This is a genomic window from Bradyrhizobium sp. 930_D9_N1_4 (assembly GCF_052076015.1).
In the GTDB taxonomy this organism is placed as follows: Bacteria; Pseudomonadota; Alphaproteobacteria; order Rhizobiales; family Xanthobacteraceae; genus Bradyrhizobium.
Genome location: NZ_CP197236.1, coordinates 2,608,660 through 2,620,670, shown reverse-complemented (window position 1 = coordinate 2,620,670; position 12,011 = coordinate 2,608,660). Strand labels below are relative to the sequence as shown.

The 12,011-nt window shown below is 64.3% G+C and carries 14 protein-coding genes; 8 read left to right on the top strand and 6 right to left on the bottom strand.

Going from position 1 to position 12,011, the window contains the following annotated elements; genetic code table 11:
* Window positions 1-165 precede the first annotated feature (165 nt).
* Window positions 166-801: a 2-hydroxychromene-2-carboxylate isomerase gene (locus AB7532_RS12105; protein WP_441235012.1), complete on the top strand. Its 636-nt coding sequence runs from the start codon at window positions 166-168 to the stop codon at window positions 799-801.
* Between the two features lie 3 nt (window positions 802-804).
* On the opposite strand, the gene ald is transcribed toward AB7532_RS12105, so the two are convergent.
* A complete protein-coding gene (ald, locus tag AB7532_RS12100) occupies window positions 805-1,920 on the bottom strand; it encodes an alanine dehydrogenase (RefSeq protein ID WP_441235011.1) in 1,116 nt (371 codons plus the stop codon).
* A 133-nt stretch (window positions 1,921-2,053) separates the two neighbouring features.
* On the opposite strand from ald, the gene AB7532_RS12095 reads away from it, so the two are divergent.
* From AB7532_RS12095 to AB7532_RS12085, 3 genes are all read left to right on the top strand, one after another.
* Entirely contained in the window at window positions 2,054-2,533 is a 480-nt protein-coding gene (locus AB7532_RS12095; protein WP_441235010.1) for an Lrp/AsnC family transcriptional regulator, read from the top strand.
* Window positions 2,534-2,640: 107 nt separating this feature from the next.
* A complete protein-coding gene (locus tag AB7532_RS12090) occupies window positions 2,641-4,998 on the top strand; it encodes an Orn/Lys/Arg decarboxylase N-terminal domain-containing protein (RefSeq protein ID WP_441235009.1) in 2,358 nt (785 codons plus the stop codon).
* 6 nt (window positions 4,999-5,004) lie between these two features.
* Complete coding sequence (locus AB7532_RS12085) at window positions 5,005-5,583, top strand: N-acetyltransferase family protein (RefSeq protein WP_441235008.1); 579 nt, start codon at window positions 5,005-5,007, stop codon at window positions 5,581-5,583.
* Between the two features lie 3 nt (window positions 5,584-5,586).
* Here the strand turns inward: AB7532_RS12085 and AB7532_RS12080 are convergent, their stop codons facing one another.
* Complete coding sequence (locus AB7532_RS12080) at window positions 5,587-5,799, bottom strand: hypothetical protein (protein ID WP_441235007.1); 213 nt, start codon at window positions 5,797-5,799, stop codon at window positions 5,587-5,589.
* A gap of 165 nt (window positions 5,800-5,964) precedes the next feature.
* On the opposite strand from AB7532_RS12080, the gene AB7532_RS12075 reads away from it, so the two are divergent.
* Window positions 5,965-6,906, top strand: a complete 942-nt coding sequence (locus AB7532_RS12075) for an ornithine cyclodeaminase family protein (RefSeq protein ID WP_441235006.1) — start codon at window positions 5,965-5,967, stop codon at window positions 6,904-6,906.
* A gap of 22 nt (window positions 6,907-6,928) precedes the next feature.
* Here AB7532_RS12075 and AB7532_RS12070 read toward each other — a convergent pair whose 3' ends face one another.
* Window positions 6,929-7,369, bottom strand: coding sequence for a flagellar basal body rod protein FlgC (locus AB7532_RS12070; protein ID WP_441235005.1), 441 nt, complete (start codon window positions 7,367-7,369; stop codon window positions 6,929-6,931).
* Window positions 7,370-7,487: 118 nt separating this feature from the next.
* Entirely contained in the window at window positions 7,488-8,537 is a 1,050-nt protein-coding gene (locus tag AB7532_RS12065; RefSeq protein ID WP_441235004.1) for a hydroxyacid dehydrogenase, read from the bottom strand.
* 243 nt (window positions 8,538-8,780) lie between these two features.
* Between AB7532_RS12065 and AB7532_RS12060 the strand changes: the two genes are divergently transcribed.
* The 3 genes from AB7532_RS12060 (at window position 8,781) to AB7532_RS12050 (ending at window position 10,386) form a co-directional block, all read left to right on the top strand.
* On the top strand, window positions 8,781-9,341 hold the full coding sequence (locus tag AB7532_RS12060; protein ID WP_441235003.1) for a thiamine pyrophosphate-binding protein: 561 nt from the start codon (window positions 8,781-8,783) through the stop codon (window positions 9,339-9,341).
* 8 nt (window positions 9,342-9,349) lie between these two features.
* Window positions 9,350-9,946 carry a thiamine pyrophosphate-dependent enzyme gene (locus tag AB7532_RS12055; RefSeq protein WP_441235002.1) on the top strand — a complete coding sequence of 199 codons (597 nt, stop codon included), beginning with the start codon at window positions 9,350-9,352 and terminating at the stop codon, window positions 9,944-9,946.
* Between the two features lie 77 nt (window positions 9,947-10,023).
* A complete protein-coding gene (locus AB7532_RS12050) occupies window positions 10,024-10,386 on the top strand; it encodes a VanZ family protein (protein ID WP_441235001.1) in 363 nt (120 codons plus the stop codon).
* Between the two features lie 54 nt (window positions 10,387-10,440).
* Here AB7532_RS12050 and AB7532_RS12045 read toward each other — a convergent pair whose 3' ends face one another.
* The gene (locus AB7532_RS12045; protein ID WP_441235000.1) at window positions 10,441-10,824 is read right to left on the bottom strand and encodes a DUF1236 domain-containing protein; all 384 of its coding nucleotides are present in this window, start codon (window positions 10,822-10,824) and stop codon (window positions 10,441-10,443) included.
* 114 nt (window positions 10,825-10,938) lie between these two features.
* The gene (locus AB7532_RS12040; RefSeq protein ID WP_441234999.1) at window positions 10,939-11,826 is read right to left on the bottom strand and encodes a 2-hydroxy-3-oxopropionate reductase; all 888 of its coding nucleotides are present in this window, start codon (window positions 11,824-11,826) and stop codon (window positions 10,939-10,941) included.
* Window positions 11,827-12,011 lie beyond the last annotated feature (185 nt).

Sequence of the window (12,011 nt, the reverse complement as noted above, 5' to 3'; positions counted from 1 at the left end):
CGCTGCACTCTCGCCTCGTCGTCATTGCGAGCGCAGCGAAGCAATCCAGAATCTTTCCGCGGAGGCACTCTGGATTGCTTCGCTTCGCTCGCAATGACGGAGTTTGCGGCAGCCGCTCGCCCCCTCACAGGTAGCGCAGCGCCGCGCGCATGAAGGGAAACACCAATGACCAGGCCAATCGTCCGCGTCTACACTGACTACAAAAGCCCCTACGCGTTCGTGGCGAACAAGCGTCTGTTCGAGCTTGAAGAGACGTGCGGCGTCGAACTGGAATGGCTGCCGTACACGCTGCGCGTCGCGGAATTCATGGGGACGGTGGAAACGCGCACACCGCATTTCTGGCGTAAGGTGCGCTACGCCTATATGGATGCGCGGCGCTACGCCAATGCGCAGGGGCTTGTCATGAAGGGGCCGCGGAGGATCTACGACGCCTTTTATTCCAGTGTCGGCATGCTGTTCGCCCAACGGCACGGCTTCTTCCGCAGCTACCACGACACGGTGTTCCGGAAATTCTGGGGCCATGAGCTGGAGATCGACGAACTCGCCGCCATCATCGATGTCATCACCTCGTGCGGCGGCTCGGGGAGCGCGTTCGAAGCCTACGTCAACGGCCCTGCCCGCGCCGAGCACGACCGCATCATCGACGAGGCGGAGGCGCTCGGCGTGTTCGGCGTGCCGACCATGGTGTTCAACGGCGAACTGTTCTGGGGCGGCGACCGCATCGACATGCTGATCGAACGCATCGAGAGGCCCGAGACGGTCGCGGCTGCGCTCGGCAGCCGTCACCGCAAGCCGGCATAGCGTCTACGCCGCCAGCCCGCTCTCCACCGGAGCGAAGTCCATCCCCAGACTCTCGGCCACCGCCTTGTTGGTGACGCGGCCGCGATGCACGTTCAGCCCGTTGCGCAGATGCGGGTTTTCCAGCACGGCGGCAAAGCCCTTGTTCGCGAGCATCAGGCCGAACGGCAGCGTCGCGTTGTTCAGGGCCTGGCTGGACGTCACCGGCACCGCGCCCGGCATGTTGGCGACGCAGTAATGCACGACACCGTCGACCTCATAGGTCGGGTCGCTATGCGTGGTCGGATGCGAGGTCTCGAAGCAGCCGCCCTGATCGATCGCGACGTCGACCAGCACCGCACCCGGACGCATCGATGGCAGCATCGCCCGCGTCACGAGCTTTGGCGCACTGGCGCCCGGCACCAGCACCGCACCGATCACGACATCGGCCGCGAACACCTCCTCCTCGACCGACTCGATCGTCGAGAAACGGGTGCGCACGCGTCCGGCAAAGAGATCGTCGAGGTCGCGCAAGCGTGGAATTGAGCGGTCGATCACGGTGACTTCCGCACCGAGGCCCGCCGCCATCCGCGCGGCCTGCGTTCCCACCACACCGCCGCCGAGCACGACGACCCGCGCCGGCTGCACACCGGGCACACCGCCGAGCAGCAGCCCGCGACCGCCGGCCGATCGCTTGAGCGCGGCGCCGGCGGCCTCGATGGCGAGGCGGCCGGCGACTTCGCTCATCGGCGCAAGCAGGGGGAGGTGACCGGCCGCGTCGGTGACGGTTTCATAGGCGATCGCAGTGCAGCCGGAGGCAAGCAGGCCTTTGGCCTGTTCGGGATCCGGCGCGAGATGGAGGTAGGTGAACAGGATCTGGCCTTCGCGGAGCTGAGCCCATTCGCTTTTCTGCGGCTCCTTGACCTTCACGATCATGTCGGACCTGGCGAAGATGTCGCGGGCGCTCTCGGCAATGGTCGCCCCTGCCCGCTGGTACACCTCGTCGGAGGCGCCGATGCCGCTGCCGGCGCCGGTTTCGACCGTCACCTCGTGTCCGGCCGCGACATATTCGCGAACCGCGCCCGGGGTGAGCCCGACGCGATATTCCTGCACCTTGATCTCCCTGGGCACACCGACGCGCATCCTGGTCTCCTTCTGATTCACCTGCTGATCGTAGCGACGCGGCCAGTTTGGTTTCGTGCAAATATCCGCTAGCTTCGACACTGGCGCGCCGGTTTCCGGCGCGAAAATGCCCTTTCACGCTGGAAACGAAACCTTGGCCCTCGACCGGAAAGATCTCGCCATCCTCGCGGAACTCACCACCAATGCGCGGGCCAGCCACACCGAGCTCGCCAACAAGGTCGGCCTCTCCAGCACCGCACTGGCACGGCGGCAGAAGGCGCTGGAGGACGAAGGCTACATCCAGGCTTACCAAGCGGCACTTGATCTCGCCCAATTCGGGCTCACCACGACCGTGCTGGTCCGCATCGCGCTGGAGAGCCAGAGCGATGAGGCGCTGAAAGCATTCGAGGCGGCCGTGGTGAAATGCCCCTCCGTCGTGCGCTGCTTCCTGATGTCCGGCACAGACGATTACATCCTGATCGTGCTCGCCCGCGACATCCAGGATTTCGAGCGAATCCACCGCACCGAGCTGTCGCGCCTGCCCCGCGTCGCGCGCGTGCAATCGAGCTTCGCACTGCGCGAGGTGGTCAACCGCGCGGTGCCGACGGTGGTGTTCGGCGAGGTGAAGCGCTAGCAGTTCCCTCGCCCGGCGAACGCACCGGAAGGCCGCCCGCGCCACCGTCATAGAACTGTCATCAAAAGTGCAGAGACGTGTCAGTCTCTGCACTTACGGGACCCGCCATGGATTATTTCAAGCGCTTTAACTTCCTCTTCGCCGCACCCGTGTTCGACGCCGACGACCTTGAGGGCATCCGCTTCAACCAGATCGTCGAGGAGATCCAGCGTTCCGGTTTCGAGGTCGTCAGGGCCCGCAAGCTGGAAGACGCCGAGATCGCGGTGCAGACCGATGCCGCCATCGGCTGCATGGTGGTGGATTGGGGCAAGAAAGGGCTTGAAGGCAAGACCTCCGCGCTGATCAATTTGATGCGTCGCCGGGGCCTCGATTTCCCGATCATCCTTCTGATCCGGCGCAAGCGCTTCGAGGACCTCCCGGTCGAAGTGCTCGACTTCATCGACGGCTATGTCTTCCTGTCCGAGGAGACGCCGACCTTCATTGCCAAGAATTTGATCAGCCGGCTCAAGCAATATGCCGAGACGCTGAAGACGCCGTTCTTCGGCGCGCTGGTCGACTATGCCGAGGAAGGCAACCAGCTCTGGACCTGTCCCGGCCACAACGGCGGCGTGTTCTACAACCGCAGCCCGATCGGCCGGGTCTTCGTCGAACATCTTGGCGAGTCCGTGTTCCGCGACGACCTCGACAATTCCGTGCTCGACCTCGGCGACCTCCTCACCCATGAAGGCCCTGCTCTGAGGGCGCAGAAGGAAGCCGCGCAAATCTTCGGCGCGGAAAAGACCTATTTCGTGCTCAACGGCACCTCGACCTCGAACAAGGTTGCGCTCGGTGCGCTTGTCACCGACGGCGACCTCGTGCTGTTCGATCGCAACAACCACAAGGCCGCCCATCACGGCGCGCTGATGATCAATGGCGGAGTTCCGGTCTATGTGCCGACCATCCGCAACGCCTGGGGCCTGATCGGTCCGATGCGCTGGGACGTGCTCGACGAGCAAGCGCTGCGCGAAGCGATCCGCAACCATCCGCTGGTCGCGGACAAGGACGCCTGGCGCAAGGAGCGGCCGTTCCGCGTCGCCGTGGTCGAGCAGTGCACCTATGACGGCACGATCCACAGCGCCGAGATGATCCTGAAGCGCATCGGCCATCTCTGCGAGTACATCCTGTTCGACGAGGCCTGGGCCGGCTTCATGAAATTTCACCCGCTCTATGCCGGCCGCTTCGCCATGGGATTGGCGAACCTTCCCCCCGAGGCGCCGGGCATCATCGCGACGCAATCCACCCACAAGCAACTCGCGAGCTTCTCACAGGCCTCGCAAATCCACATCAAGGACCGTCACATCCGCGGCCAGAAGCGCCGCGTCGAACATCGACGCTTCAACGAAAGCTTCATGCAGCACGCCTCGACGTCGCCGTTCTATCCGCTGTTCGCCTCGCTCGACGTCGGAGCGCAGATGATGAAGGGCCGCTCCGGCGAAGTGCTGTGGGACGACACGATCCGGCTCGGCATCGAGCTGCGCAAGAAGATTCGCGCAATGCGCCGGGAGTTCGAGGAGAAGGAGCAGAATCCGGATCGCCGCTGGTTCTTCGAACCCTTCGTGCCCGATCGCGTCGCCATTCCCGACGTCAGCCGTCCGGGCGCTGCGCACAACGTCGCCTGGGAGACGCTATCCACCGACGAGCTGGCGACCAATCCCGCCTTGTGGCAACTCTCTCCGGATACCAACTGGCATGGCTTCCCCGGCCTCACCGAAGGCTTTGCCATGACCGATCCGAACAAGCTGACACTGCTCACGCCCGGCTTCGACCGCACCACCGGCGCCTATGTCGAGCACGGCATCCCCGCGCCGGTCGTGGCGCAATATCTGCGCGAAAACCGCATCGTCCCCGAGAAGAACGACCTCAACTCGCTGCTCTTCCTGCTCACCCCCGGCGTCGAGGCGAGCAAGGCCGGCACGCTGATCTCCGGCCTGGTCGCGTTCAAACGGCTGCACGACGACAATGCGTTGCTGGCGGACGTCATCCCCGAGTTCTACCAGCGGCGACAGGCGCGCTATGCCGGCGTGCGGCTGCGTGATCTCTGTGGCGAGATGCACCGCTTCTTCCGCACCGCCGATGTCAGCGGACTCCAGGCCCGGCAGTTCATGCCCGAGCACATGCCGGAGATCGCGATGTCCCCGCGCGATGCCGCGCGCTATCTGTTCAAGAACGACGTCGACTATTTGCCGATCGAGGCGATCGCCGGCCGCATCGCCACCACGCCCTTCGTGGTCTATCCGCCTGGCATCGCCACCATCGTCCCGGGCGAGCGGTTGACGGAACGCGCCAAGCCCATGGTGGATTACCTCAAGATGTTTGAAACCTGCTTCAACACGTTCCCGGGTTTCGACGTGGAAATCCAGGGGGTCTACAAGGAGATCGATGCGAACGGCCGCATCGGCCTCTATACTTACGTCGTTGCCGAGTAGGTGCCGATGAACGAAACAGCAGTCGCGCGGACAGACGACGAACCGGTCCTGGTGCGGCCGTCACGCGAGAGCGATGTCGAGGCGATGCTGGCGATCTACCGCCATCATGTCCGCAATGGCGTGCCGCGCGACATCGAGGGAACCGGCGCGCCAGAGCCGGACGATTTGCGCGACCGGCGCAAGAATTTGAAGCAGACCCGCCTGCCGCATCTGGTCGCGACCTGGCGCGGCGAGGTGGTCGGCTATGCCTATGCGGTGCTGTTCCGCAAGCGCCCGGCTTATCGCTACACGGCCAAGCACTCGATCTACGTGCACCACGAGCATCTCGGCCGCGGCGTTGGTCGGCTCCTGCTCCAGGGAATGATCGACGCTTGCGCCGCAGCCGGCTTCCGCCAGATGATCGGCTATATCGATGCGGACAACGCGCCCTCGCTGGCGCTGCACGAGAAGTTCGGCTTCGCGCGCGCCGGCCTTCTCTATGGCGTCGCTTATCGCCACGGCCGCTGGTCCGACACCGTGATGGTGCAGCGCTCGCTCGGCGCCGGCGTCACCGCGCCACCTTCGCCTACGGCACCCGGACGTTAGGCCTTACGAGGGAAAGTCAGCCGGTCTGACCTGGATGCGGTCGGCATGCAGCGACCAGTGATGCAACGCCTGGTCCTTGCAAAACTTTGCCTTCGCCCGCTCCTTGGCCTCGTCCTCGTCGGTGGCGTCGATCTCAAGCGTGCCCTGGCACACCTCGATCTGCCGGCCGTACTGGCCAAGCACGTCCTTCATGAACCTGACGACATAAGTTGACATGGGACCTCCCTGCTGCCCCGGCGGCACTCTAATCCCATTTAGCCGGAATGCGGGAGGGGGATTTTGACGCGGATCAAAGTCGACGCGGCCGCACAGACAATCCATTGCGGAACCCGCCGCCTGGAGCTAAGCGGAGATGCCGCCTTCACTGATGAGGATCTTGCCTTGCAGTTTGTCTCCGACACCGACGTCACGAAGGTTCTGACCTTTCCGATCCTCATTGCCGCTCTGGAAGAGGCGCATCGCCGGCCGAAGATGGAAGTCCTGGACGCCTTCCTTGGCGGAGAAGGCGCGCAATACGTCATCCGCAGTGCGGTCGATCCCGGCCGGTACATGGTCAGCAAGATGTTCACCAGCTTTCCGGCCAATCTGGCCGAGGGGAAGATGCCGGCGGTACAGGCTGTGTGCGTGCTGTTTGACGGCACCAACGGGAAGCCGCTGGCAGCAATGGACGGAACCGAGATCACACATTGGCGTACCGCGGCCGACTCCGCCTTGGGCACGAAATTGCTCGCCCCGCCCAATCCCGAGACGCTGCTTTGCGTCGGTGCCGGCGAAATGTCCGAATGGCTGATCCGAGGACACCGCACCGTGCGACCGTCGCTGCAACGCGTGCTGGTCTGGAATCGCAGCGCGGACCGGGCCGATGGGCTTGCCAAACGGCTGATAGCGGATGGCGTCCAGACGGAAACGATCACAGATCTCGACGCCGCCACGCGTGAGGCTGACATCATCACCACCTGCACCCGCGCGCATCAACCGCTGATCAAGGGCCGAAACTTGCGACCGGGTACGCATCTCGACCTCGTCGGCGGCTACACGCCGCAAACGCGCGAGGCTGACGACGAGGCTGCAAAGCTGTCGCGTGTCTTCGTGGATCGGCGGGAATCCGCCTTTCACGGCGTCGGCGACATCCTGCAACCGATCGCGAACGGTGCGATCAGCGAAACCGATGTCCTCGGCGACCTCTACGATCTCGCCGGTGGCCGCGTGCAGGGACGAATGTCAGCGTCCGACATTACGTTCTTCAAGAACGCCGGCGGAGGCCATCTCGACCTCATGACCTGCGAGGCTGTGTTCCAGCAGCTCGGCGCGAAGCTGGGGTAGACGCCCTACCCCGGCGTAGCCGTTACGTCTTGATGTCGAGGAGCGCGTCTTGCGTCTCGGCGTAGGCCTGAATGACCTTCGCATTGGCAATGAAGCTGTACTTCGCGGTCGCCAGCTGAGCGAATTCGTTGGCGAGATCGACATTCGGCGCTGCGACCAGGCCGTCCTGGTTGGCGAAAGGAGCGCTCGGGTCGGATTGCGCGGTAAAGCTCGGCGAAACCGTCGACACGGTCGCGACCGTACCGCCCGGCGTCGAGCCGCCTGATTGGGAGACCTGATCGACGCGCAACGGCACATAAGCTGCGGGAAACGTCGGAGCAATGCCCGAACCGGCCGGTGTGCCCGATCCGCCCGACGCGGGCAGCGGACCTGTCGTGTTGACGTTGGCGATGTTGCTCGCGGCCACGTTCACGCGCAGGCTCGCCGCAGACAGTCCGGATGTCGCAATCGAAAATATGCTCATGTCCCCTGATCTACAGGACAAGTCATACGCGTTCACTCACGCCATCGGTAAAATCCGCGGCTTTCCGTTTTCATCCTCGTAACCAACGATCGGAGCCGCGATCAGGCTTCGCGCGCCGCTATCCCGGCGTCACGCCAAAAGCCTGCTTGAAACGCTCCGCGTAGCGCGGCCAGACTTCGGGATTGATGATGCGCGGCGGACGCTTGCCATCGAGCGTCTCCAGCACCTGCTCGGCCGCGATGCGGCCCATGTTCTGCCGCGCCTCGATGGTGACGCCTGCGGTGTGCGGGCTCGCCAGCACGTTGTCGAACTGGAGCAGCGGATGCTCCGGCGGCGGCGGCTCCTTGGACCAGACGTCGAGCCCCGCGCCGGCGATGCGCTTGTCGCGCAGCGCCTGGAGCAGCGCGTCCTCGTCATGAATGAAGCCGCGCGCCGTGGTGATGAAATACGCATGCGGCTGCATCAGGCCAAACTCACGCACGCTGATCATGTTGCGGCTGCGCTTGTCGAGCGGACAGGAGATCGAGACGAAATCAGCGCGGCGCAAAAGCTCGTCGAGTTCGACCTTCTCCCCGCCCCGCTCGGCCATCACGTCGGCCGTGAGGTTCGGATCGTAGGCCAGCACCTTCATCCCGAACAGGCCTTTGCAGAGTGCCGCGATGCGGCGGCCGACATTGCCGAGGCCGATGACGCCGACGGTTTTATGCTCGACCTCGTTGCCGACGAGCTCGTTGCGGTTGACGTTGGACTCCCTGCGGAGCTTACGGTCGGACTGAATGATGCGTTTCGACAGCGTCAACATCATCGCGAGCGCGTGCTCGGCGACCGAATGGGCGTTGCCGCCGGATTGGTTGACGACCAGCACGCCCGCATCCGTGCACGCTTCGACATCGACCGGATCGAAGCCGGCACCGTTACTCGATACGAGTAGCAGGTTCGGCGCGCGTTTCAGCAAAGCGGCGTCGACATGGAAATGCGGGGCGAGCTCGTCGCGGGCAGCACCAATCTGGTAGACATGTGCCGCGCTCAGGATCGGTGCGTAGAAATCTTCGGGGCTCTCGTTCTCGATGCGATCGAGCCGGACGTCGGGCCGCGCCTTTAGGATGTCGATATAGATCGGATTGGCCAGATATTTGACGTAGAAGACGCGCTTGCTGTTGACGGACATCAGGACCCTTCCGGCTCTCTCATGGAGACCCGCAAGGTTAGCGCCAAGCGCGCTCCGTCCATGCGTCCCTCCCGTTTTCTCGTTGTTGCCGCTTATGACATGGCGGTGCCGGCCGCGGCAGGCCGTCTGGCGCAGATCACGGTGCCGGCCGGACATGTTGACAATCCCGCCGCCTGCGTCAAGTTCGGCAGACCGCCGCGATAGCCAAGACCAAGAAGCATGCGCGGCCTAGGGGAGAACGCAATGGCGATTGCGGAGCAGCAGACTCAGGCCGGACAGGCATCCAGCGAAAGAAGCTGGCACAGTATCGTCCTGCAAACCCTGAAGCGGAACGAGATCAGCCTCATTCCTTACGTGCCGGATCGCGTGCTGACGCCGCTGATCAAGAACCTCCACGCCGATCCCTTCTTCACCACCTTCGCCACCGCCCGCGAGGAAGAGGCTGTCGGCATCGTTTCCGGCGCCTGGATGGGGGGGCGGAAGGCTGCGGTGCTGATGCAGACGTCCGGCTTTGCCACGCTCGCCAACGTGCTGGCCTCGCTGGCGGTGCCCTACCAGATCCCGCTGATCATGTTCGTCTCCGAGCGCGGTACGCTCGGCGAGTTCAACTACGGCCAGTCGCTGGTCTGCCGCACCATGCGCCCGGTGCTGGATTCGCTGGCACTGGAGCACCACACCATCACCCGGCTCGACGAGCTGGAATTCATCGCCGACCGCTCGATCAAGCAGGCCGTGACGACGCAGGCGCCGGTCGCGCTGATCCTCAACCCGCTGCTCACCGGCGGCAAGACGTTCGACAAGTGAGGTCAGTGATGAACACCCGCAACACCAAGGTGATGAACCGGTTCGATATGACCTCGCGCCTGATCGCAAGGCTCAAGCACGAGGAAGCTGTCGTCGGCGGTATCGGCAACACCAATTTCGACCTCTGGGCCGCGGGCCACCGTCCGCAGAATTTCTACATGCTCGGCAGCATGGGCCTCGCCTTCCCGATTGCGCTCGGCGTGGCGCTGGCGCAACCCGATCGCCGTGTCTTCGCGCTCGAAGGTGACGGCTCGCTGTTGATGCAGCTCGGCGCACTCTCGACCATTGCGGCGCTGAAGCCAAAGAACCTGATCATGATCGTGATGGACAACGGCATCTATCAGATCACCGGCTCGCAGCCGACACCCGCGGCAAGCGTGGCCGACATCGTCGGCATCGCCGTGGCCTCTGGGCTCGCCAACAGTGCGTGGGCCGCGGACGAGGAGGACTTCGAACGGCTGGTCGACGTGGCCATGTCGGCGTCCGAGCCGAGCCTGATCGCCCTCCGCATCGACGACAAACCGGGCGTCGGCGCCACCCGCAGGGATCCCGTGCAGATCCGGGAACGCTTCATGCACGGCCTCGGCGTGCGGGAGCCACTTTAACGTTTCGTCATTAACTACACGACGATCTGATCCCGGGCCCGTAACAGGCCATTGGAAATTCGTGCTAACCGCACCGGATGTCCATTTTGACCCGCTCTCTTGCCTGGCTGCTGGCAGCCGCCGTCACGTTCGCGACCCTCGGTCCCCCCGGCCTGCGGCCCCATTCCGATCTCGGCCAGGACGGCGAGCATGCTCTCGCCTTCATCCTGGTGGGACTGGCGTTCGGTCTCGCCTACCGCGATCGCCGCTGGGCCGTCGCTGCCATCGCAGTGGCCCTGATCGGCGTGCTCGAGCTGATGCAGTTCTGGGCGCCGGGACGGCATGCGCGGCTGGAAGATTTTCTGGTCGATGCCGGCACGGCCTGCATCGGCTTCGCGCTCGCGGCCGCCGCCGATTGGGTCATGACGCGCGTCCGCGCTAATTCGGCCCTCACAAACTAAGGCCCCGCGGAGCGATGCTCCGCAGGGCCCAGCTCTTCAAAGCCTGCGCTCTGATCAGTCGATGATCTTGACGACGCGGCGCGTCCGCGGCTCGACGATCACGCGACGATCGTTCACGACCGCATAGCGATACTCGGTGTAGTTCGGCACCGGGCGCAGCACGACGGCCGGGGGCAGCGGCTCACCGACGACGACACGCTCCTCGACGATCACGGATTCACTGCGCGGGATTCCGCCCAGCACCGCATTCGGAATTTCGAGGCCCGCGCCGACGGCCGCACCGACGGTGCCGCCGACCATCGCGCCGATCGGTCCGCCGATGTCGCCACCCGCACGCGCGCCATCCCTGGCGCCCTGTTCGGTTGTCGACTGGGCAAAGGCTGCGCTTGACGCCAGCAGCGACGCGGCAACCAACGAAATCGCAAGACGGGTCTTCATGTCCACACTCTCCAGTGTTTATTGATGCGCCTTCAACCGCGGGACCGGACCATTGTTCCAGTTCCCTTGTGATGAAACCCACCTCAAATCCGCAAAGTGTTACCGCGTAACAGTTCAGGCGGTGGCGATCTCGTGGCCAGCCATCAGTTCCAGCGCCCGCACCATTGCGGAGTGATCCCAGGCCTTGCCGCCATGCGCGGTGCAGGACGAGAACAATTGCTGCGCCACCGCCGTGTTCGGCAGCGACAGGCCGAGCGCGCGAGCACCTTCGAGCGCGAGGTTGAGATCCTTCTGGTGCAGCTCGATGCGGAAACCGGGATCGAAATTGCGCTTCACCATGCGCTCGCCATGCACCTCGAGAATGCGTGAGGACGCAAAGCCGCCCATCAGCGCCTGCCGTACCAGCGCCGGATCGGCCCCTGCTTTCGAGGCAAACAGCAACGCTTCGCTCACTGCGCCGATCGTCAGCGCGACGATGATCTGGTTCGCAACCTTCGTCGTCTGGCCGTCGCCATTGGCGCCGACGCGGGTGACGTTCTTGCCCATCTTGTCGAACACGCCCTTCATGGTGTTGAAGGCCCGCTCGGGACCGCCGACCATGATGGTGAGGCTTGCCGCCTTGGCGCCGACTTCCCCGCCCGACACCGGCGCATCGAGATAGTCCGCCCCCAGCGCCTCGATCTTCTTTGCGAACTCCTTGGTCGCCAGCGGCGAGATCGAGCTCATGTCGACGACGATCTTGCCTTTGGAGATGCCGCTCGCAACAGCGTCCTTGCCGAACAGTACAGCCTCCACATGCGGCGTGTCCGGCACCATGATGATGACCGCATCCGCCTCCTCCGCCACTTCCCTGGCCGACTTGCAGGCGACGCCGCCGGCCGCGATCAGCTCCGGCGCGACCGGCGCGACGTCGTGCAGGAGAACGCGATGGCCCGCGGCCAGAAGATGGCCGGCCATCGGCCGTCCCATGGTGCCAAGTCCGATAAAGCCGATGTCGATCATGTCTCATTCCTCTAGATTTAGGCTAAGTCGATCCACGCGTTCGGTGCACCTCTCCCGCTTGCGGGAGAGGTCGGCACGCAGTGCCGGGTGAGGGTTCTCTCCACTGGGGGAATTTTTCCGCGAACCCCATCGCGGAGACACCCTCTCCCCAGCCCTCTCCCGCAAGCGGGAGAGGGAGCGCACCG